We start from the raw sequence: 22,401 nt of genomic DNA on the forward strand, positions 1-22,401 counted from the left end.
TTGTGTGTCCTGACCATCAGGATACGGAGGCAGGGTACTCATGTTTTCAGTTGTAATCGCATTGACCATTGCCGCGGTGATTGGTTACACCGCCCAGGTAACCGGCCTCTGTATGGTCCGCGGTGTCAGCGACTGGATCAAGGGTCGGCGTTTGCGCCTGACGGCGATTCTCATGGCCGGGTTCTGGATCTATCTGTTCACCCCCCTGATCGACTATAACGACTATTCCTTCCTGGCGGTCTACCCGTTTCACTGGTCTATTCCCCTGGGTGGTTTCGTGTTCGGGGTTGGGGCGGCGGTCAATGGTGCCTGTTCCATTTCCACGGCTACGCGTCTTTCCAGCGGAGATCTGCGCATGGTGTTAACCATGCTGGGCTGGCTGGCCGGATGGGTATTGCTGATCATTGCAGACGTGGAGCCGGACCTGCGAAGAACGAGCTACCAGCTCGGGCTTCTGCCCTGGTTTGCCATGGGCGCCCTGGTGCTGGCGTCGATACTGGTTTACTGGAAGTTTCACTACCGCTGGCGTATGTGGAGCGGCATCATGCTGGTGGGGATTTTTGCCGGCGCCCTCTTCCTGTATGAACCGGCCTGGTCACCCAGCGATTTCGTGCGAGATGCGGGGCTGAATCTGATGACTGGCGCCTCATCAACTCCTTCGCTTTCCCGGGCACTGATTCTGGTCGCCATGTTGCTGGGCATGACAGTCGGTGCCTGGCGTTTCGGGCGTTTCCGCTGGGTGTTGCCAGCTGCTGGCGAAACCGGCAAACACCTTGGCAGTGGGCTCTTGATGGGCATCGGATCAGCGCTTGCGCTGGGGGGCAATGATTTCCAGTTGTTGCTGGCACTGCCCGCACTGTCCCCCGCCAGCCTCTCCGCTCTTGCGGGTATGCTGGCGGGGATCTGGCTTGGTGTCTGGCTAACCCTGCACCGGCCGAAGCGTCGCTTCACTCCCTGACGCTAAGCCTGGCCTCCTTGTGAGCAGGCCGGAAAGGCTGGATCAGCATCCGGTCCAGGCGCAGATCCTGCACCGTGCGAAAGTCCTCGATTCCAATGGTCATGCCCAGGTGGCCCTTTTCCGGCTGGGCTCGGTAGGTGCCAAACAGCCGGTCCCACCAGGGCAGGTTGAAGCCGAAGTTGCTGTCGGTCTCCCGCACGATGACCGAGTGGTGGACCCGGTGCATGTCGGGCGTCACCACCAACAGCCGCAAGTACTTGTCAAACCAGAGCGGTAGCCGCACGTTGCCATGGTTGAACATGGAGGTGGCATTCAGCAATACCTCGAAAATCACCACCGCCAGCGCCGGGGCACCCAATGCCAGAACCACGGTCAGTTTGATGGCCATGGACAGAATGATTTCGATGGGGTGGAAGCGCAGGCCTGTGGTCACATCAAATTCCAGATCTGCGTGGTGCATCCGGTGCAGGCGCCAGAGCCAGGGCACGGCATGGAACAGCCGGTGCTGGAAGTAGATGGCGGCATCGAGCACCAGTACCGATACAATCACCGCAAGCCAGCCTGGCAGCGACACCAGATTCAGCAACCCCCAACCGTTTTCCGATGCCATAAAGGCGGTACCAACCGCCGCCACGGGAAACACCAGGCGCACGGCCAGTGTGTCCAGAACAACGATGAGCAGATTATTGGGCCAGCGGGTCAGTCGGCCGATCTGCTGGGGCCTGCGTGCCGCAAACACTTCCCATAGGGCCATCCCGGCCAGAACCGAGAGGAAAAAGCTCACCCGGATGAGGGGTTCATTGGCAAGCAGTGTGTCGGTCACAGCAATCCCCGGGTTAATGACCGGTAGTCCGGTGGCAGTAGGCAATGATCTCCCTGTCCCTGGGTCAGGATGCCGAACAGATCCCCTCGGGATGTCACTGCCGTTCGACACAGGGCGACTTTATCATACTCGAACAGTCATAGAATGATGGTAAGAAGAGTGGGCCAGCAGGTGGAGCATTGGTGAAGATGTTTCCTCGCCGGTCATATTGATGTGTGTCACCTACCCTCCTGGTTTAAGGGGCCACACTGTAAAGATACTCACCACACAGGAAAGGAGATCCTTCAATGGCCTACCGACATGTCCCCGGAACAGCGCCCTCGAAACTCAAAGCCCATATCGACGCCCTGGAGGCCCAGGGCGTCTGTGTCACCCCCGACGCTTCCTCCCGGCACCTGCACAATGGTATCGATACGCCGCTGCCTCCGGCGGACCTGCACGGTGCCTATGTCAATAATCGCCCACTTCCCACCAAAGGTATCGCAGACCGGCGCGCCTGGATTGTGGGTAGTGGTATCGCCGGCCTGTCCGCCGCTTTCTTTCTGATCCGCGACGGCCATATGCCGGCTGGCAATATCACCTTCCTGGAAGAGCAGGACATTGAGGGTGGCTCCCTTGATGGCGCCGGTAACGCGGAAGACGGCTATATCGTGCGCGGTGGCCGGGAAATGGAAATGACCTACCAGAATTTCTGGGATGTGTTCTCGGAAATACCGGCTCTGGAGTTGCCGGAACCTTTTACCGTGCTGGATGAATACCGCATCGTAAACGATGCCGACAAGAACTGGTCAAAGGCACGGCTGCTGGAGAAACAGGGCCAGATAAGGGACTTTTCGACCATGGAACTGAGCAAACGCCAGCAGCTGGAAGTGGTCAGGCTTCTGCTGGCGCGCAAGGAGGATCTGGACGACATCACCGTTGAGGAATGGTTCAGTGAAGGGTTTCTGAACAGCAACTTCTACACCTTCTGGCGGACGATGTTTGCCTTCCAGAACTGGCATTCCGTGCTTGAAATGAAGCTCTACATGCACCGTTTCCTGCACCTGATGGACGGGCTTAACGACATGACCTCGCTCGTCTTTCCGAAATACAATCAATACGACGCTTTCGTGCGCCCGCTAATGAACTGGCTGAAGGGCAAGGGAGTTAATATCCAGTACGACACGATAGTCGAAAACCTGGAGATGGAAACCTCTGGTGACACCAGAACGGTGACGGCGATCCAGTGTCATGGCAGCGAAGGAGACAAGACCTTTAACATTGGTGAGCGCGACCTGGTGTTCATCACCACCGGCTCGATGACCGAAGACACCGTTTACGGCGATGACGACACGGCGCCGCGACTGAAAGAGAGCGATGAGGCGGGCCCGGGTTCCGGCTGGCAGTTGTGGAAAAACCTGGCGCAGCAATCGGACGTGTTTGGCCGGCCGGAGAAGTTTTGCGGCAACATCCCCGGCTCAACCTGGGAGTCCGTCACCCTGACCTGCAGGCCCTCCCCTTTGATGGACAAGCTCAGGGAGCTGTCGGTCAACGACCCCTATTCCGGTTTCACGGCAACGGGGGGCATCATCACCTTTACCGATTCAGCCTGGTTGATGAGTTTCACCTGCAACCGCCAGCCACATTTTCCGGACCAGCCTGATGACGTGATTGTGCTGTGGACTTACGCACTGCTGATGGACAAACCCGGCAATTACGTGAAGAAGCCGATGCCCGAATGTACCGGCAAAGAGGTGCTGGCCGAGATGTGCTATCACCTGGGCCTGATGGATCAGCTCGATGAGGTGATGGCCGCCACTAAGACCCGGATTGCGCTGATGCCCTACATCACCGCGCAATTCATGCCACGCGCCAAAGGTGACCGGCCCTGGGTTGTGCCGGAAGGCTGCAGCAACCTGGCCTGCATGGGCCAGTTTGTGGAGACCCACAACGATGTGGTGTTCACCCTGGAGAGTTCGGTGCGCACAGCCCGGGTTGGCGTCTACAGTCTGTTGGGTATCAATAAACAGGTGCCGGACATCTATCCGGGCCAGTACGATGTCCGGCGGCTGCTGCGGGCGACCCGTACCCTGAACAACGACGAGGCGTTTCTGGGCGAAGGTTTTCTGCGTCGCATTCTCGGCGGCACCTATTTCGAACATATCCTGCCGCTGGGCCCGGATGAGAAGGCCGAGGAGCTGAGCCGGCCGGGCTTGTTCGAGCAGCAGGTCCAGGCTCTTCGGAGTCTTGTTGAAGACAATCACACACTGGAAGAAGCCAGGGACTGGGTTCAGGGTGTATTGAGCAAGTTGCGCGGGCGCCGCTGACGCCCTAGCCGGTTAATTTTTGAGATACTTGATCAGTGCCAGAACTGCCAACACCAGGAGTGTGATCAGCAGCAGTGGCATGATCATCATGGGCAGCATCATCCAGCCCATGCCTGACATCATGGAATTGCAGAATTCCCAGAAACCTGTCTCCGGGGCCGCCAGTGCGGTTGCGGGGAACAGGAGCAGTGTGGACAGAATTGCGAGTAATAGTTTCATGGTGGATCCTCTTTCAGTTTGGTATTTCAGTTTAATAGTGCGTTGGTTTGCGTGGGTGACAGGGCTTCGTAGTGTGCCCTGGCCCTGAACAGGTCACGGATGACCGCCGCCCGCGTGAGTTTTACTCCGGTGAGCTGTCTTGCGCTGCTGATGGCGTCTTCCAGTCTGCCGGCACCGCTGGCCAGTTCGTTCAGGCTGGCTTCCCAATGCGCACGCTGGTTGGGAATGCGCCGCTCATCAAGGATCTTCAGTCGTCCATGTCCTGACTGTACAGCGGCTGTCATATCGCCGATTGAAGCCAGCAGGTCACGGTGAGTCTGGGTGGCCTGCCACCGATGTCGTGATACCTCGGCGGAAGCCTTACGAACGGCACTTTTCTGTCGCTGCCCGCTCAGCGGAACCTGTACGCCTATGCCCACTATCCACCGTTTACTTTTGTCCGCCCACAGGCTGTTGTAGCCGGCACTGGCGGTAAATACCGGTCTGCGGCTGACTTCTGCAACATCCAGCCGGGCCCGGGCCTCTGCAGCTCTGGCCTTGGCGGCCTGTACCAGTGGGTGATCGATTTCCGCCAGACTGTCTGTCGCCATTGGCGTGCGAGGGGGTATGGTGAGTGTCAGTCCGGCCGGTTGGGGACGGCGGCCGAGCAATGGGATCAGGCTGGCGGAGATCCGGGCCTGGTCGGCTTTCATTCCGACCAGTTGGATGTCCAGTGCGTCCAACTCCGTTTCTATACGGATTAAGTCGCTCTGCGAGCCCTCGCCATAATCCAGTCTCTGTCTGGCAATCTCGGCTAATTGTTCCACCAGGGCGCGGGTTTCGTGATGCAGCTCAATGGCCTGGTTCGAATACCACCAGCGGGCATAGGCTTCCTTGACGGAGGCGGTCAGTTTTCGGGTTTGCCAGAGGCTGTCGTGTCTGGCCGCAACTACGCCAGCTTCCGAGGCTTCGCGGGAGGCCGACAGCTGGTCCGGCCAGGGCAATTTCTGGCTGACCTCAAACCGGTGCCCGACCATGTTCGGGCCCTCCAGGGTTTCGGGAGCCAGGCCATACTTGACAACAGGGTCTGCCCAGGTGCCCGAGCCTTCCACTTCGGCTTCTGCCGCTTCGATGGTTGATTGTAAGGCGCCCAAGGTAGCGTTGTTGGCCAGTGCCTCATCAATCCATTGCTCCACTGTTTCAGGCGATTCGGCCATTGCCGGTGCAGATAGTGTGATAAAGACCGCCAGAACTGCCTGAATTCCGGTATATCGGATCATTGGATCGCTCCTTTTCTGGCGAGATTTTTCAGACGGGCACGCTGCCAGAGATAGAAAATCACCGGAATCAGCAGCAACGTCAGCATCAGGGTGGTGATCATGCCGCCGATCATCGGACCGGCGATCCGTTGCATCACTTCCGAACCGGTGCCACTGCCGAGCATGATGGGAATAAGGCCGGCAACGATGGCGGCAAAGGTCATCATGATCGGGCGAACCCGCTGGGCGGCACCATCGCTGATGGCCTGGCGCAGATCGTCCGCCGACAGCCGCGTTGGCTGATGGTCCACGGTTTCCAGGGCGTTATGCAGGGACTGGTTCAGGTACACCAGCATCAGAACCCCGATTTCCACGGCTACCCCGGCCAGGGCAATAAAGCCCACCGCCACGGCCACGGACAGGTTGTAGCCCAGCAGGTACATCAGCCAGATACCACCGATCATGCCGAATGGCAGGGTGCCGAGGATGATGCCCACCTCGGTCAGGTTGCGGAAGTTCAGGTACAGCAGGATGATAATAATGGCCAGGGTCAGTGGCACCACCATGGTCAGGCGTTCCTTGGCCCGCTGCATGTATTCGTATTGGCCGGACCAGGCCAGCGAGTAACCTGCTGGCAGTTCGACCGTTTCCCGTACCCGTTGCTGGGCCTCCGCTACCCAACTGCCCAGATCCCGGCCCTCGATATCCACCAGGGTCCACCCATTGATACGGGCGTTTTCCGACTTGATCATCGGGGGGCCCTTGTCGATGCGGATGTCCGCTACGTCCGCCAGGGCAATACGCTGACCATTGGGTGTCACCATAGGTAGTAGTCGCATCTGCTCCACCGAATCCCGGTATCCCTGGGGGTAACGCAGGTTGATGGGGTAGCGTTCGAGGCCCTCCACGGTGCTGCCAACGTTCATGCCACCAATCGCGGTGCGAACCACCGACTGGATGTTTTCGATATTCAGTCCGAAGCGGGCGGCGGCCTCCCGTTGTATGTCCACCTTGATGTAGCGCCCGCCGGCGACCCGCTCGGAGAAGGCCGAGGCAGTGCCGGGTATGTCGGACAGCACACGCTCCAGTTCTTCTCCTATGCCCTGGATCACCTCCAGGTCCGGCCCGGCCACTTTGATACCGACCGGGGTCTTGATGCCGGTGGAAAGCATGTCGATGCGGGTCTTGATGGGCATCACCCAGGCGTTGGTCAGGCCGGGTAGTTTGACCACCTTGTCCAGCTCCTTGCGCAGGGATTCCGGTGTTACGCCGGGGCGCCACTGAGCCCGGGGTTTGAACTGGATAAAGGTCTCGATCATGGTCAGTGGGGCGGGATCGGTGGCAGTTTCGGCACGGCCGATCTTGCCGAACACGGTCTCCACTTCCGGAATACTGGCAATCAGCTTGTCGGTCTGTTGCAGAATCTGACGTGCCTTGCCGATGGAGATACCGGGATAGGTGGTGGGCATGTACATTAGATCCCCCTCGTCCAGGGGCGGCATGAATTCACTGCCCAGTTTGTTGGCCGGCCAGAAACCGATCACCAGTACCACCAGGCCGCCCGCAAGCATCAGGGCGGGCCGCCGCAGGGCCCAGCCAATCACCGGCCGGTACATGGCGATCAGCAGCCGGTTGATGGGGTTGCGGTGTTCGGGCAAGACCTTGCCACGGATGAAATAGCCCATCAGCACCGGCACCAGAGTAATGGCCAGCCCCGCAGCCGCTGCCATGGCGTAGGTCTTGGTGAAAGCCAGGGGGGCAAAGAGCTTGCCTTCCTGGGCCTGCAGGGTGAATACCGGCAGAAAGCTCACGGTGATGATCATCAGTGAGAAAAACAGCGCCGGCCCCACCTCACCGGCGGCCCGCGACATCACGGCCCACCGGTTTTCACGGGTCAGCGGGGTTCGCTCCATGTGTTTATGGACGTTCTCCACCATCACAATGGCCCCGTCCACCATGGCACCGATGGCAATCGCAATGCCGCCAAGGGACATGATGTTGGCGTTGATGCCCTGGGCGTGCATCACCACGAAGGCCGCGAGAATGCCCACCGGCAGGCTGACAATGACCACCAGCGAGGAACGCAGGTGGAACAGAAACACCGCGCAGATCACGATGACCACCAGAAATTCCTGCAACAGCTTGCCGTACAGGTTGTCCACCGCGTTGTTGATTAGCGTGGAACGATCGTAGGTGGGTACTACTTCCACGCCGCCCGGCAGGCTGGTCTTGATGTCCTCCAGGCGTTGCTTGACGCCTTCGATGGTTTCCAGGGCGTTCTCACCGAAACGCATCACCACAATGCCGCCGGCCACTTCCCCTTCCCCGTTCAGTTCGGCGATACCGCGGCGGATCTGGGGGCCAAGCTGCACATCCGCCACGTCCTTCAGTAACAGGGGTTTGCCATTGTCGTTTACGCCCAGGGGTACCTGGCGAAGATCATTCTCGTTCTGCAGGTAACCGGTGACCCGCACCATGTATTCCGCCTCAGCCATCTCCACCACCGAGGCGCCGGTTTCCTGGTTGGCGTTGTTGATGGCCGCGTGGATGCGCTGCAGGGTAATGTCGTGGGCCCGAAGCCGGTCCGGGTCCACCACTACCTGGTACTGTTTGACCATGCCGCCCACGCTGGCTACCTCGGATACGCCGGGTACGGTCTGCAGTTCAAACTTCAGGAACCAGTCCTGGATGGCCCGCAGTTCCGACAGGTCATGCTGGCCACTGCGGTCCACCAGGGCGTAGGAATACACCCAGCCAACGCCGGTGGCGTCGGGCCCCAGTTCCGGTCTGGCGGCGTCGGGCAGGTCCCCCGACACCTGGCTCAGGTATTCCAGTACCCGGGAACGGGCCCAGTAAAGATCGGTGTCGTCATCGAAAATAACGTAAACGAAGGAATCACCGAAGAATGAAAAACCCCGAACGGTCTTGGCCCCCGGCACCGAGAGCATGGCGGTGGTGAGGGGGTAGGTCACCTGGTCCTCCACCACCTGTGGTGCCTGGCCCGGATAGGTGGTCTTGACGATCACCTGCACGTCCGACAGGTCCGGTATTGCGTCAATGGGCGTTTCCTTGACGGAATAGAGCCCCCATCCGGTCAGAATGAGGGCGGCAAGCAGCACAAAAAATCGGTTATGAAGCGACCACTGGATAATGGCATTAATCATGGGCTGGATCCGGTCTGGTGACAGTCGGGGGAACGGCCATAACCGCGCCCCCGGGCTATCGCTATTGTTTGCTGATGGCGGTCACTTGCTGTCCTTTCCCCGCCGGTGTCAGGGTGAAGGCAACGGTGTCATCCTTGCTCAGCCCGTCCAGGTTCACCTCTGGCGCCACGGGAAATCCCATGGTCATGCGTGGCCAGTTCAGCTCGGGAATGGGCTCGTGATTCAGGGTCACTTTGCGGTTTTCGGTGTTGATCGCGGTGATCACGCCCCGGCCCTGGACCGGGCCAGCGGACTCTTTGGCGTCCATACCGGTTTCTGCCACTGTCAGCACAGGGGTCAGGGTTAATCCGAAGACAGCAGCCATCATCAGGGTTTTCAGGTTCATGGTTTTCTCCAGTGGTTATTGCGCGTCTTGCGCAGGTTCAATACGTTCAACGAGATAGCCTTCCGGGGTCTCGCGGAATTCAAAGCGGACTGTCTGGTCAGGGGTCAAAGCACCGGTATCCACGGAATCGGCAAGCCCAAACGCCATGGTCATGGCAGGCCAGCTCAGTTCCGGTATGGGGGCATGATCGAGGGTGATTGAGGTGCCTTTGTTATCCAGTTCGGTGATTCGGCCGACGCCTTCGATCAATTCCGACGGCGAGCTGTCTGAATCGGTGTCACCGTCGCTTTGCTGACCCGCTTCAAGCCTTAACATGGCGGCTTCAAGGCTGGTTTCGGAGTCGATCAGGAACTGGGCGGACACTACTACCTGCTGGCCTTCTTCCAGGCCCTCGGTAATCACGACCCGGTCGCCGGCTTCCTGGCCGGTTTTTACGGGCACCGGGCGGAAGTAGCCATCGTCTTCGGCCAACAGCACATGCTGGCTGTCGCTGCGCTGGATCAGTGCCGGGCGTGGGATGGTGAGCAGGTCATCGCCGATGGGCGCGTCCATGGTGAGGTTCACGAACATGTTGGGCCGCAGCCGGCCGTCGGGATTGGGAACGCGTACCCGTGCCCGCAGAGTGCGCGTTCTGGCATCCAGCTCCGGGTAGACGTAGTCAATGCTGCCCTGCCAGCTGGTGCCAGGCATGGAGGGGGTGGTGAATTTCACCGCCTGGTCTTCCGTGACCAGTCCGGCCTGACGTTCGAAGAACTCGGCGATCACCCAGACCGAATCGCGGCTGCCGATGGCCATGATCTCGGTATCCGGGCGCACGTACATACCGGCACGGACTGGCAGAGCGGCCACATAGCCAGAGCCGGGGGCAAACACGGTGATGCGTTCGCGGACCTTGCCGGTTTTTTTCAGGTTGGCGATCTGCGCATCAGTCATACCGAGCGAGCGTAGTTTTCCGCCAGTTGCCGTAGCCTGGGAACCCCGGCCCAGGCGTTCGGACATCAGGAATTCCTGCTGGGCATTGACCAGCTCCGGCGAATAGATTTCATACAGCGGCTCGCCACGGCTGACTTCCTCCCCCAGGGAACGCACGTGCATAACCTCTACCCACCCGGCAATGCGGCTGTGTACGTGGATCAGCCCGTCCTCGTCGTCGGTGACATAGCCAACCGTGCGGACCGGAATGGTGACCGGCCCACGGGAAACAGCCCGGGTTTTGACCCCCAGGTTATTCCTGACTGCAGAGTTTATCTGCACTCCGCCATCATCTCGGCCGGTGTCCTCTTCTTCATAAACCGGCACCAGATCCATTCCCATGGGGGACTTGCCGGGCTTGTCGCGGCGGTAGTCGGAATCCATGGGGGCAACCCAGTACAGGGGGTCTTTCTCTGCTGATTCAGCAGCCTGACTAACGGATCCTGCTGATCCGGACATTGGCATGAGTTGCTGACTGGCCAGCCAGCCAAGACCAAAGGCCATGGCAATCACTATCGCCATCAGGGCAATGCGCATTGATGTTTCCTCATTCAAAGCTTGTTAACGCTCGCTCGGTGCCTACAGGCCTACATGAACGTGCGCAGGAATCGAAAAGACTCGAGTCAGGCTTTTGAGGAATTGGGGGGAGGTGTGAGGGTATCGAGGATGATGCTGAGATAGCCTTCCTGGGGTTGAAGGTGCTTCAGGCTGGTAACCGGTCGCGCAGTCATGGTTGCTTTTTCAGACGCCAGTGCAGACACCGCAGAACCGCAGTTGCCAAGGCTGGCTGAGAGCGCACAATCGGCAGAGGTCAGGTCACCGCAAGTCATGGTCTGGTCCGAACGGCTGGAAGGAGTGTGCAAGCCGCCTTTGCAACAATCCATCATGGTTGCCTGTTCCGCCCGCAGCGGCGTCCCCGCCGGATTTAACGTGACTTGCCCGAATGCCAGCACCGGTTGCATGACCATGATGATCAGCAGCAGATATTTAACAGCTTGGCGGAAGGCATTGTTTGGCAAGTCAGACTGCTCTCGTGAGTTTCTGTGAATGATCAATAGCGGGAGGATGTTAGAACTTGGGTGCTACTCACAGGTCAAGCAAATATTTCATCTGTAACAACGGGCCATGCCGTGTGTCCTGTCTTGTGAGGAAAGAAATTGTCGGAAATCTGTAACACCCGCTGACGTGGTGTGTCCATGCGGGTGTGCAACAGAGAACAAAGACAAGATCCGGGCACAAGGGAGAACAGTTCAACATGACTCGACACTACTGGATGGGCGGCAACCGCACCTACGAGCAGGACCGCTTTTTCGAAGCATCACTGGACAAAGACCGCTGGCAGAAAGGCGACAGCCCGGATAACTGGGACGCCTGCTGGTATACGGGCATGCCCGATCCGGAGTTTTTCCGGCATGTCGGGCCCGAGCGCAAGATCAATCACATTCCCGGCAATAACGCCCTGACCGTCAAAAGCCGGCTTTACCAGAGCCTTCTGACGCTTCGCGATCGGGTGAGCCTCCAGGATAACGGACATGCCGGGCTGGTCGATCGCCTGCAGTTTTTCCCGCGGGTCTACTCCATGCCCGGGGACTATCACGGGTTCCAGCAGGAGGCCCTTGATGAGCCTTCCAGGCGCTGGATCCTGAAACCCAAGAATGCAGCACGAGGTAAGGGCATCCAGCTGGTGAAAGACCCGGCAAATGTGCCCATGGATTCATCGTGGATGGTGCAGGAGTACATCGAGAATCCTCATACCATGCAAGGGCGCAAGTATGTGTTGCGGTTGTATGTTGCGGTCACCTCGGTTGCGCCTCTGCGGGTGTATCTCTACCGCCAGGGCTTCGCCAAGCTGGCATCCGCGCCTTACGACGAGGAAAACGCCGACAATCCATACAGTTACCTCACCAATCCCGATGTTAACGCGCTGAATCTCGATGCCGATGTCCCCGTGGAGTTTGTCGACCTGGACCGCTACCGCGCCTGGTTGAGGGAGCAGGGCCATGATGATGAGGCCCTGTTTGCGCGGGTCGAGGACATGGTCGCCCTGACCTGCCTGTCTGCGGTGGAATCCATGCGCGAGCGCTCCAGAGTGGTGGGAGCCGATACCCGTGGCTGTTATGAGCTGCTAGGCATTGACTGCCTGGTAGACAGCAAGCTCAAACCCTGGGTGCTGGAGTGCAATCTCAGCCCTTCCCTGGAAGTATGTGCCGGGCCTGAGAGCGGCGGTGATATTGAAGAAGGCGTCAAGGGATCGCTGGTGGCGGACCTGGTAAGCCTGGTGGGGCTGAATGGCAAGCCTGAAACCGTTCCCGGTGCGTCTGTGGAGCAACAGCTGATCCTGGAAACCGAAAACGAGCAGGCCCGGGCGGGTAACTTCAAGCGCCTGTTGCCTTCGGAAAACCCTGCGGCCTATCTGCCGTTTTATACATTGCCACGGCTGGAGGACTGGGTTGTCGCGAAGGCTCTCTCCGGTAACGGATTAACCCAGCCAACCCTGCAACGGCGCTGTGCCGAGGATATGATCAGTGAGGATCGGGTGTATGTCTACGATACCCGGTTGGGGCATCTCAGCGTCCTGAACGAAACCGCATCTCTGATCTGGCTGATGGCCACCGATGGCATCGCTCCGGACGACATTGCCGATGCCCTGACCCAGTCGGCCAGGCAGAACGCTGCTGCAGAGCCCGATGCCTGGGCCATTCGGCGGGATGTCTGGAATTCGCTGGCGGACTGGGCCAATAACGGTTTTCTGGTCCAGGCGAACGCTGGGAATGCCTCGGCTTCTGACCTTTCCCCGGCAGGGAATATTCCGCTTCCACAGGTGTCTGAGCCCTATTCGAGTGTTCTCGAATGCGGTGGATTCCACGTGGAGCTGTTTACCGATAGCCCCGCGGTGGTGAGTCGGATCGGCTCGTTACTGGTTCCGCTTGAATCGCAAAGCAGGCCGGGTTCCCGCTCCAGGCTTGAGATCGTGCGTGACACCCCGGGCTATACCCTGATCCTCGACGGGAAGGTTGTGCAATCAAGGCTTGCCCTTTCCCGGGTAACACCGGCAGTTGTGCGTTGCCTCACAGGCCATGCGGCAGACGAAGGCGACATCATCATTGACGCCGGCCTTGTTACCCGGCCGGACGAGCCGTCAGATGCAGTGCTGGTTGCCAATAGCGACCCTGAGTTTGGCGATTCGCCGGCATTGTGTCTGGCCAGCCAGCTGGGCGCGAACTTTGGCCGGGCCCTGAGAATTTCCGCAGAGCCGGACACGGCCCTGTTTGCGCTTGGCCTGCCAGCGCAGCTACCTCCCGCCAGGGCTGAGGACCCTGCGGCCCCGGGCCGCTTTTCCATGCATGCCCCAAAGGATGGCCTTGAAGTTGCGTTGCAACCAGCATCGCTGGGAATGGCTGGCCAGGGGTACCGCATTACTACGGTTCTGATACCTGCACAGTCATCGTCTCAGCAAAAACCTGGCCTGCAAGCTGTGTCTGTGAGTGAAGCCCTGCGTTATCTCATCCCCGGCTGTTGTGGCCCTGACGGGCGTCCTCTGGATACGGCCGGGTTCTCGCGGCTGGCCGAGTGGCTCGAGACAGCAGACCGATACCTGGTGGACGCAGATAATCTTGATGCTGCTGTGCAACAGCTGTCGGGTGCGGACAGGCCAGAGGTAGATCAGGCATTCGGGCAATAGTCCGAAGTTCCGGGCATACCTGTGCCCGGTGTTAACCAGAGAAATGGAAAGGAGATTAAATACCATGTCCAGAGATACTCAGAAAAGACAGTTATTGCGGAAGCTTGCCAGGGGGATCACCTATACCGGGCCAATGCTTGCCGTTGTGGTTGGTGCTTCGGCCTTCGGCACGGCTACTGCTGCTGAAGTGAATGCCGAGAGCGAGTACATGATGCTTGCCGCAGGTGAAGCAGAAGCCGAGGGCGAGGCCAAAGGCGAAGCTGAGGGTGAAGCCAAGGGAGAAGCTGAAGGCGAAGCTGAGGGAGAAGGAGAAGGAGAAGGCGAAGGCGAAGGTGAAGCAGAGGGTGAAGCCGAAGGCTAAGCCAGAATCTGCGGCACCTGAGCAAGGCAGTGGCCCGGCCAGGGGTATCGGATCCCTCCGTAACCCTGGTGCCGGGGCCCACCTGCCGCTCCGTTGCTGCATTCAGTGAACGAATCAACCCAGACGATACGGGTGAAGAAAAATGCCAAATTCAAGTGCCGGGTCTGTTAGTTGTGAAGAACTTGTTGCCGAAAATGCCCACGCCATCAATCAGCTTGCAGAGTTGCTTGTGGTGATGCCTGGGCAGCTGTATCGGCGAACGTTCGGGGCGAAAAAACAGCATGTAATCGGTAAGCATGTGCGCCATATCATCGACCACTACATGGCTCTTCTGAAGGCCGTTAACGGGCGAACTGCCGGGCCGCTCGACTATGAAAAAAGGCAGCGCGAGGAAAATCTCGAGCTGGATAACCACGCTGCCTGCAACAGACTTCTTGCCATCATCAATTCACTTGGACACCTCACTGATCGGCCGCCGAATACACCGCTGGCAATGGAACATCTCAGTGATGATCAGCGGCGTGCCGTAACGACCAGCATTGACCGGGAACTGGTGTTCCTGGCCAGCCACACCATTCACCACATGGCCATTATTGCGATGCTGGCGGAGCAGGGTGGGGTTGAAGTCCGTGACGGGTTTGGCGTTCACCCTTCAACCCTGCGTCATCAGCAGCAGTTGCAAATGCAGATGGCGAGGACCGCGTGAACCCGGAGTTCATGCCAAAAAACAGGAATCAATGACGATTGGAGAATGATCAAATGAATACTGACAGTCATCGTAAAGAACTCCTGCGCAAGCTTTCCCGAAACCTTATGGTGTCGGTACCCGTAATGACGGTAGTGGCTATGGCGGGAATGTCGGCGGTATCGGAAAACGGTCTGGGGCTGATTCCTTCAGCGGAGGCTGCCCAGGGTGAAGCGGAAGGTGAAGCAAAAGGAGAAGCGGAAGGCGAGGCAAAGGGAGAGGCTGAAGGTGAAGCCGAAGGAGAAGGCGAAGCTGAGGGCAAAGCTGAAGGAGAAGGCGAAGCTGAAGGCGAGGCCGAGGGAGAAGGCGAAGGGACTTCCGAAGCCATGAAAGAAGCAGTCCGGCGCCCCGAAGGGTACAAACCCTATGAGGGTGATGCCGAATCCCTGGCCAGGAAAGGGGAGGCCCTGTTCAGCGATACCTCATTGTCTTCCAATGGCCTGTCCTGTGCGACCTGCCATACCAACGGTGCCGGCTACGCCGATACCTTCTCGAATGAATACCCGCATTTCGTGGCCATGGGCAAGAGCGATTTCGGCATGGACAAGGTCCACCTGGATGAGATGGTCCAGATCTGCATGGTTGCTCCCATGGCAGCGGAGCCGCTGGAATGGGATTCCGAAGAACTGGCCGCCCTGACCGAGTACATGCGCATTGAGCAGGAGAAATTCAGGCAACGCTGAGGAATGGTCTAAAGCCCGAACGAATCATTGCGCCGGATCTGTGTGACGCTCTGCATCGTCGGTTGTCTCGACGGCTTGGGTGGAGCCTGTCTCCACCCTTTTTTTGATCTCATCCTCAATCAGCCATAAACGATCCTGGCCCCAACATCCGGTGTCTCCATAACGGAAACTTGGAACGCCCCATAGCCCCAGGTCATACATTGCCTTGCGGTTCTCTTCCGCCCACTCGCGCCAGCCCTGATCTTCCAGCAGGGCCCGGGCTTTGGACCAGTCCAGCCCGGCACGCTCTACGATGGTCCGCAGGCCGGAATCGGTTTCAGAGCGAATGCCCTCGGCATTGACGGCACGTGCATAGGCGCGCATGTAGTCGATTTCCCGTCTACAGGAACGGGCGTATTCAAAGAGCGCATAACACCTCTCTACACCGGGTCCCAGGGGGTCGGCGACAAAGCCATAGGGTATGCCGAGTTTGGTGGCTTCTCGCTTGGTGTCCTGGAATATGTACCATTTCTTGGCATCCGGGACGGATTGGCCGCGCATCAGCATGGGTAGCACCGGGCGCAGCCGGAGTGGTATGTTCCAGGCGCGGGCGAGCAGGACAGCCCGCTCCAGGCCGAGGTAGGAGTAAGGGCTGCGTATGGAGAAGAACACTTCCAGCAGTGCCTGGTCCGGGCTTTCCAGAGGTTGGGCATCCTGGCCGAGAGTTGCCCAGGTCCGGTCCCATGCCGGGGTCTGGTCGGGTTGATGCGCCCGCCCTTCACGAATCAACAGGCGTTCCAGGTGGTCCAGCCTGTCGACGCCCCAGAACCACTCACCCCGGAAATGCACCATGCTGCCCTGGTAGTGGCCAAGGTCAACCAGCCGCTGCTCGTTTGCCCGCAGTCTTTCTGTCAGTTCGGTGTTGCTTGTGGCGGTAATGTCGTCATCTGGCGTTATCTCGCCCTGCCAGACGGCTCTCATCGCTTCTGTCGCGCGGGCCAGGTAACTGTCGCTGCTCTCGAGGGCGAGAAGCTGATCGCGGCAGTGGCTCAGGGCATTTTCGGTGGGCAGGTCGGGTGACTCCGGAGGAGTCAGTCCATAGAGCCGGGCCAGTCTGGCGGCGTCGGTAATGGCCCAGTCAGTCCACATGGCGGGTTCCGGAAACATTTCCCGGGGCTGGTGCCATACGGTGAAAAAGCGGAGCTGGACATCGTATCGGTAAGCCAGTTCCGGCAGGGCCTGCAACAGCACGAAACTGAAAGGATCGCGGGGATTGATAAATACATCAACCACATTGCCCTCCCCCTTTCTGGTTGCCCGTAACCGGTGAATTGCCTGCCGGCAACGTCGTGTCGCAGGACTTGAGATGGTTCTTGCCATCCAGGGCATGATGTCGGCTTTTTCGGGCAACCGCATGTTGGCGATCTCCTGGTGATTGTTCTGTGACGGCGAACCCGCAGATTACTGGTATGTAACAACCATCGTTCCGGGGTGTCGATAGTACGTCGAATCCTTATTCACACCAAACAGGAATGATGGCTCATGAAGTCGCCGGCAGGGATTGATACAGGTCTTGGAGCTGATGAGCAACTCGCCCGTCGTCGCCAGGATTACTGGCAGTCGGTTTCCCAGTGGGGGCGGCAGCTGATCTCCTGCCGTCTTTGCAGAAACCTGACCATGGCTGCGTTTGTGGCCATTCTGCTTATCGAATTTGTCATTCTGATCCCTTCCTACCGTAATTACGAAGAGGATCTGTTAAGCCAGCACGCTGCCATGGCGAGACAGGCCATTACAACCTACCTTGCGACCAAACCGGACGATGTGACTGCTGAGTCGCTGCAGAGGGTGCTGGGCAGCTCCAGAGTGACAGGCCTTGAACTGATGGTGAATGACCGCTGGTTAAGAGTCGGGGAGCCGGTGACCGATGCCGGGGATGCGTCAGGGCGCTTGCGGGACCTGCCAAAACCGGAGAACCAACGGCTGGACCTGGTCTGGGATTCCGGGCAGTGGCTTGGTGACTACCCGGTCAGGGCACGTGTCGATATTACCGGCGTTTCCGGGGAGCTGACGGCGTTTGTTCTGCGGATTCTCGGCCTGTCCCTGCTCATAGCCGTGTTCGTAACAGTGGTGACCATGGCTGTCGTGGACCGCATGATGCTGTCGCCATTATTGCGACTGCGCGCGCGTATCCTGCAGGCCGGTGGTGATGCGGAACACCCGATGATCTATGTTCGCGAACCGGAGCGCCGTGATGAATTCGGTGAGGTGGAAGGCGCATTCAACAGCATGCTTGAGCAGAATGCCTCCTACCTCAATCGATTACAGTCCCTGAACAAGCGTCTTGATCAGCTGCTGATGGAGCGCACGCGCTCACTGAAGCAGACGGAACAGGAGCTCCAGTTACGCAGCCTCTATGATCAACTGACGGGGCTGGCCAACCGGAACCTGTTTGAAGAGCGGCTGACCAGATTCCTGGCGGAGGCTGGTGGCGGGGAAGCCATGCCCTCGGCACTTGTGGTGCTTGGCCTCAATGATTTTCAGGCGCTGAACGGCCTGGCGGGCCATGAAACCGGGGACCGGGTGCTGCAGGAGATTGCCCGCAGACTGGCTGGGTTCAGTCGCGAGCCGGGATATGTTGCACGATTGGGGGGTGACGTATTCGGACTGTTGCTAACACCCCATCAGGGCCTGAAGGAAGATCTGCTCGAGGCCGACATTGCCGCTGTTATTAATGCCTGCATCGCACCGGTTGAGGTGGCTGGCAAACAATACCAGTGCGATGTCAGTGCCGGCGTTGCATTGACACCGCTGGACGGCAATGAGGCTGGCGTTCTGCTCAGCCACGCTGAAATCGCCATGCACCGTGCTAAAAAATCAACGGATTCCAAAGTACAGTTCTTTGCCTCGGACCTCGGTGAACAGATCCAGCGCCGCCAGGATATGGTCAAGGATCTCCGCAGTGCCATTGAGAAACAGCAGTTTGAACTTCATTATCAGCCCCAGTTTGATCGGTTGCGGCGTTGTGTAGGCTATGAGGCACTGCTGCGCTGGCGTCACCCGGAACTTGGCACGGTGTCACCCGCCGAATTCATACCGGTTGCTGAAGAAGCGGGGTTGATAGGCCCTATCGGGTTGTGGGTGATTGAACAGGCCGTCACCACCATGAAGCGCTGGGTGGATCAGGGCTTTTCAGGTCGCATGGCGATTAATATTTCTGCCCGGCAGCTGGCGGACCCGTCGCTGGTGGAGCACATCCGTGGCGTTCTGGGCAGCCATGACCTTGCGCCCGGTTACCTGGAACTGGAAATCACCGAAACCGCCCTGATGGAAGATGTCGCCACCGCATTGGAGATCCTGGAAGGCTTTCGTTCATTGGGGGTGCTGCTGGCAGTGGATGACTTCGGAACCGGTTATTCTTCGCTGGCCTACCTCAAGGCGCTGCCGGTCAAACGCATCAAGATTGATCGGGCCTTTGTGACCGGTTTGCCGGATAACGAGCAGGACGAAGTGTTGTGCCGCACCATGATCACCATGGCTCACAGTCTTGGTTGCGAGGTGATTGCCGAGGGTGTGGAAACGGAGGCCCAGGCCAGTTGGCTGGCAACTTCAGGTTGCGACGAACTCCAGGGGTTCCTGCTGGGGCCGCCGGCGCCGGACGGCTACCGGTCACTCCAGTCAATGGCCCGGTAATCAAAATTGTCTTCCAGCGTTGGCTTGATGATCCGGAAATAAGGCGAAGCGTCAAAATCCCGTGGTGTGAACAGGGAGTGGTGCCGAACCCGGAATTGCTCGTAAACACAGTCCTCACAGTCAGGGTCGTCACTGGGTAGCGTTCTGACAACCGGCAGGATTGGGTAACGCAACTGCTGGAAACCCTCTGCAATGAACGTTGAACAGATAGCCCGTGTGGGGTCGCCACTTCCGAACGCCAGCAACTTGTGCCGGTAGCGCACAGGAACCGGGGGTGTCGGAAACAGGTAACGGGCCAGGTCGAACACGTTCTTCATGTCGTACTGGTGACCCAACCGGCTTTTGGAATAGTCGGCAAGCTGGCGGATATCCTCCTTACTCAGCCCCACCGGGCGGCAGACCCGGGTGTGGGTATGCCGGTAAAACGATAAGGGGAGGGTTCGAATCCCCTCCTCAAGATCTGCCTCCACCAGCACATGAGGTTCGCTGTTTGCCGCTGTTCCAAGGCCTGCCTCCGGGCCCAGGTACAACGCAGCATGGGACCAGGTGGACTGGGTCAGGAACTTGATGGCTGCACTGATCCGAGTATTGCCCTCTACGAGCACGACGTCCCCCGGTTGAAGCGACTTTTCAAGCGCTTTCCAGGTGGATGTGCGTACCGAATGCCGGGTGACCTGTTTCGAAAGGTAGGCGGCCAGCCGACGCGATAGCCAGTTCAGCAACATTATTTCTCCCGGTTGTTATTGGAGCCTCTGTTGGGAGCAGAGACAAACAACCGGGATGACTGTTACAGCGCCTGACCGGGCAGTCTAGGCCGTTGCGGGTACCGGCTGTCTTGAAAGCGTCAGTGTATCGTAGTCACGTAGCAGGAACAGGGCTGCGCAGGCTGCAAGCATGGGCCAGGCCGCGAAGAACATCAGGTTATCGAAGGGCTGCAGGTACTTGGCGAAGGCCGAGAGAGTGGAAACACCGTGAAAGATCAGAATGGCCCCGTAAGTCCAGGTTTTCAGAAGACCAGCCACAAACAGCAGGATCAGCGCCAGCTGTGTAATGCCCATGATGTAGAAGACAGTTTCGCCAAGGCCACCAAGACCGTAGAAAGCACCGAATACCTTGGCGGCATGCTCTGGCTGGACCAGTTTATCCAGAGTCCAGAACAGGAAGACAACAAAAATACCGAGTCGAAGTAGCAACAGGGCGAGGGGTAACTGCTTGGGCATTCCATATCTCCTTCTGAATTTTGAACGATCGTTCCAGAGGCATGGGTCGAGTGCAAGAGTTCTGTGAAATCATTCAGATTCTGTAACGATAGTGCGACAAGGGTGTCCGTTAGCTTGTTGATAAACGCAACTGGCAAGTGTGGAGTCTGTTATGCCAAAAGAAGTCGTTCTGGGCGCGCCCGAGACCGAGAGGATGATCCAGGGTTTCCTTAAATGATGACAGGATTGATCCGGGGTCTGGTCATGCCCTTTTCACGGTTTGCATATCTCTTCCGTCATTGCAAAGAGGCTTGTGAGCTTGCCATCAGCCGAGGTACCCCGGGACGGGCGGCAAAATTGGCTCTGGTTGTTGGTAGCCTGCTTGTCCTGATTAATCAGTGGGAAGCGGTTGTGGGTAAAGCGGCTGTGGATTGGCTGAAGCTGCTGCTGACGTACTGTGTTCCCTATCTGGTGTCCACCTATACCAGCGTGAGCAAGGATCTTCATCTGATGCGCCAGTCCCGTATCGTGGAACAGGAGGTGCATACGGAAGCAGAAAACAAGCGGGCCCGGAAGTCCGCCCTGTAACACTTCTGGCCATCGTTTGTCAGTATTTCTGAAGCACCGCTATTGCGGGCCAGGAATAGGGGTAATGACGATGTTTTCAGTAAAAACAGGATTACCCGTTGTTGTAGGGGCCTTTCTGATAGCCATGCTGCCGGCCTTCTCGGGCGCGGCAGAGGTTTATGATAAGCCTCCGGAGCAGGCTATTCCCCAGGTGGTGCTGTTCTCGCAGCCTTTCTGCCCCGGTTGTGAGGCGGCCAAGGATTATTTCCAGACTAATGAAATTCCCTATGTCGAGTTCGATATAACCGCGTCCACCCAGGCCAGAAAAACGTTCGAGCGCCTTGGCGGTCGAGGAACACCCCTGTTGTTGATTGATGGCCAGCGGGTTCATGGTTTTTCGATACCGGCGGTTGAGCAGGGATTACAGGGGGCAGGTCTCCTGGAGGATAACTGATGACGATGCTAACCCGGGCTCTTATCGTACTGTGTGCATTACTTCTGGTGGCTGCCCGGCCCATGGCCCAGGAAAAGAACGGGTTTGACCTGAGCAATTCATTGATACCGGTGGATGAGATTCTCAGTGGCGGGCCACCCCGCGATGGTATCCCGTCCATCAATGACCCGAAGTTTGAACCTGCGGGGGATTCCCTGCCGTGGCGGGAAGACGACCTGTTAATGACCTATGACCAGGGACCGGCGCGGTATGCCTTTCCGATCGGTATTCTGAACTGGCATGAAATCGTTAATCACGAGTCGAACAGTGAGCCTGTACTCATCACCTTCTGCCCCCTGTGTGGCACCGGTATGGCCTTTGACCCGGTGGTGGAGGGGCGTCATCTGACTTTCGGGGTTTCGGGGCTGCTCTATAACAGTGATCTGCTGATGTACGATCACCAGACCGAATCCCTGTGGTCACAGATCGAAGGGCGTGCAATTTCCGGCCCTATGGCCGGCACAGAACTGGAGCCGGTCGCCATTCGCCATGAGCTGTGGCAGAAGTGGCGGGCCCGGGTTGGCGATAATGGTCTCGTGCTCTCCACCAATACCGGCCATCGCAGGAACTACCGCCAGTCTCCCTACGGCGACTATGACCACACTGAACGACTGTACTTCCCAGTATCCAGTACCAGCCGGAAATACCATCCGAAAACCTGGGTATTGGGCTGGACCCATAACGGTGAGAGCAAGGCCTGGCCTTTTCCGGAGCTTGCTGATCATGATGGCCGGGTGTTGGAGGATCAGATAGGCGGAAAGAAAGTCAGTATTCACTATGATGCTGACGCCCCTTCTGCTGAACTTCGGGACGAATCAGGCGAGTTGCTTCCGGCCACCCGGGCCTTCTGGTTTGCCTGGTATACTTTTCATCCCGAAACGCAAATATTCGAAGCCGAGTAATCTCTCAGACCGATGCAGCGAATCCGGGAATCTCT

20 protein-coding genes are annotated in these 22,401 nt (G+C 58.4%); 10 read left to right on the top strand and 10 right to left on the bottom strand.

The annotated features are described in order from the left end of the window. The first annotated feature begins 40 nt into the window (after positions 1-40). A complete protein-coding gene (locus QPM17_RS16640; protein WP_285392049.1) occupies positions 41-958 on the top strand; it encodes a YeeE/YedE thiosulfate transporter family protein in 918 nt (305 codons plus the stop codon). Here the strand turns inward: QPM17_RS16640 and QPM17_RS16645 are convergent. Further along, positions 948-1,781: a sterol desaturase family protein gene (locus QPM17_RS16645; RefSeq protein WP_285392050.1), complete on the bottom strand. Its 834-nt coding sequence runs from the start codon at positions 1,779-1,781 to the stop codon at positions 948-950. The genes QPM17_RS16640 and QPM17_RS16645 overlap by 11 nt on opposite strands. A 287-nt stretch (positions 1,782-2,068) precedes the next feature. Here QPM17_RS16645 and QPM17_RS16650 point away from each other — a divergent pair, with 287 nt between their 5' ends. Next, entirely contained in the window at positions 2,069-4,087 is a 2,019-nt protein-coding gene (locus QPM17_RS16650; RefSeq protein WP_285392051.1) for an oleate hydratase, read from the top strand. Between the two features lie 12 nt (positions 4,088-4,099). Here the strand turns inward: QPM17_RS16650 and QPM17_RS16655 are convergent, their stop codons facing one another. From QPM17_RS16655 to QPM17_RS16680, 6 genes are all read right to left on the bottom strand, one after another. Beyond that, complete coding sequence (locus tag QPM17_RS16655) at positions 4,100-4,306, bottom strand: hypothetical protein (protein ID WP_285392052.1); 207 nt, start codon at positions 4,304-4,306, stop codon at positions 4,100-4,102. Positions 4,307-4,332: 26 nt separating this feature from the next. Next, on the bottom strand, positions 4,333-5,565 hold the full coding sequence (locus QPM17_RS16660) for a TolC family protein (RefSeq protein ID WP_285392053.1): 1,233 nt from the start codon (positions 5,563-5,565) through the stop codon (positions 4,333-4,335). After that, positions 5,562-8,708 (bottom strand): efflux RND transporter permease subunit, encoded by a 3,147-nt coding sequence (locus tag QPM17_RS16665; protein ID WP_285392054.1) that lies wholly within the window; start codon positions 8,706-8,708, stop codon positions 5,562-5,564. The genes QPM17_RS16660 and QPM17_RS16665 overlap by 4 nt, the downstream gene beginning before the upstream one ends. Before the next feature lie 61 nt (positions 8,709-8,769). After that, on the bottom strand, positions 8,770-9,093 hold the full coding sequence (locus tag QPM17_RS16670) for a copper-binding protein (RefSeq protein WP_285392056.1): 324 nt from the start codon (positions 9,091-9,093) through the stop codon (positions 8,770-8,772). Positions 9,094-9,108: 15 nt separating this feature from the next. Next, entirely contained in the window at positions 9,109-10,602 is a 1,494-nt protein-coding gene (locus QPM17_RS16675; protein WP_285392058.1) for an efflux RND transporter periplasmic adaptor subunit, read from the bottom strand. Positions 10,603-10,688: 86 nt separating this feature from the next. After that, complete coding sequence (locus QPM17_RS16680; protein ID WP_285392059.1) at positions 10,689-11,084, bottom strand: hypothetical protein; 396 nt, start codon at positions 11,082-11,084, stop codon at positions 10,689-10,691. Between the two features lie 236 nt (positions 11,085-11,320). Between QPM17_RS16680 and QPM17_RS16685 the strand changes: the two genes are divergently transcribed. The 4 genes from QPM17_RS16685 (at position 11,321) to QPM17_RS16700 (ending at position 15,536) form a co-directional block, all read left to right on the top strand. Then, positions 11,321-13,747: an amylase gene (locus tag QPM17_RS16685; protein WP_285392060.1), complete on the top strand. Its 2,427-nt coding sequence runs from the start codon at positions 11,321-11,323 to the stop codon at positions 13,745-13,747. A gap of 64 nt (positions 13,748-13,811) precedes the next feature. Beyond that, a complete protein-coding gene (locus tag QPM17_RS16690; protein WP_285392061.1) occupies positions 13,812-14,108 on the top strand; it encodes a hypothetical protein in 297 nt (98 codons plus the stop codon). A 142-nt stretch (positions 14,109-14,250) separates the two neighbouring features. Beyond that, the gene (locus QPM17_RS16695; protein ID WP_285392062.1) at positions 14,251-14,814 is read left to right on the top strand and encodes a DinB family protein; all 564 of its coding nucleotides are present in this window, start codon (positions 14,251-14,253) and stop codon (positions 14,812-14,814) included. Between the two features lie 53 nt (positions 14,815-14,867). Beyond that, a complete protein-coding gene (locus QPM17_RS16700; protein WP_285392063.1) occupies positions 14,868-15,536 on the top strand; it encodes a c-type cytochrome in 669 nt (222 codons plus the stop codon). A 24-nt stretch (positions 15,537-15,560) separates the two neighbouring features. Here QPM17_RS16700 and QPM17_RS16705 read toward each other — a convergent pair whose 3' ends face one another. After that, positions 15,561-16,931 carry a DsbA family protein gene (locus tag QPM17_RS16705; RefSeq protein ID WP_285392064.1) on the bottom strand — a complete coding sequence of 457 codons (1,371 nt, stop codon included), beginning with the start codon at positions 16,929-16,931 and terminating at the stop codon, positions 15,561-15,563. A 126-nt stretch (positions 16,932-17,057) separates the two neighbouring features. Between QPM17_RS16705 and QPM17_RS16710 the strand changes: the two genes are divergently transcribed. After that, positions 17,058-19,205 carry a putative bifunctional diguanylate cyclase/phosphodiesterase gene (locus QPM17_RS16710; RefSeq protein ID WP_285392065.1) on the top strand — a complete coding sequence of 716 codons (2,148 nt, stop codon included), beginning with the start codon at positions 17,058-17,060 and terminating at the stop codon, positions 19,203-19,205. On the opposite strand, the gene QPM17_RS16715 is transcribed toward QPM17_RS16710, so the two are convergent. Both QPM17_RS16715 and QPM17_RS16720 read right to left on the bottom strand, forming a co-directional pair. Continuing rightward, positions 19,175-19,930, bottom strand: coding sequence for a YiiX/YebB-like N1pC/P60 family cysteine hydrolase (locus QPM17_RS16715; RefSeq protein ID WP_285392066.1), 756 nt, complete (start codon positions 19,928-19,930; stop codon positions 19,175-19,177). The two genes, QPM17_RS16710 and QPM17_RS16715, sit on opposite strands and share 31 nt — an antisense overlap. An 84-nt stretch (positions 19,931-20,014) precedes the next feature. Next, positions 20,015-20,425: a hypothetical protein gene (locus tag QPM17_RS16720; protein WP_285392068.1), complete on the bottom strand. Its 411-nt coding sequence runs from the start codon at positions 20,423-20,425 to the stop codon at positions 20,015-20,017. Positions 20,426-20,638: 213 nt separating this feature from the next. Here QPM17_RS16720 and nrtS point away from each other — a divergent pair, with 213 nt between their 5' ends. From nrtS to QPM17_RS16735, 3 genes are all read left to right on the top strand, one after another. Continuing rightward, entirely contained in the window at positions 20,639-20,992 is a 354-nt protein-coding gene (gene nrtS, locus QPM17_RS16725) for a nitrate/nitrite transporter NrtS (protein ID WP_285392069.1), read from the top strand. A 64-nt stretch (positions 20,993-21,056) separates the two neighbouring features. Next, positions 21,057-21,425, top strand: a complete 369-nt coding sequence (locus tag QPM17_RS16730) for a glutaredoxin domain-containing protein (RefSeq protein WP_285392070.1) — start codon at positions 21,057-21,059, stop codon at positions 21,423-21,425. Then, entirely contained in the window at positions 21,425-22,366 is a 942-nt protein-coding gene (locus QPM17_RS16735) for a DUF3179 domain-containing protein (protein WP_285392071.1), read from the top strand. Before QPM17_RS16730 ends, QPM17_RS16735 begins: the two co-directional genes overlap by 1 nt. The last annotated feature ends 35 nt before the right edge of the window (positions 22,367-22,401 follow it).

The organism is Marinobacter azerbaijanicus (genome assembly GCF_030250645.1).
Lineage (GTDB): Bacteria > Pseudomonadota > Gammaproteobacteria > Pseudomonadales > Oleiphilaceae > Marinobacter > Marinobacter azerbaijanicus.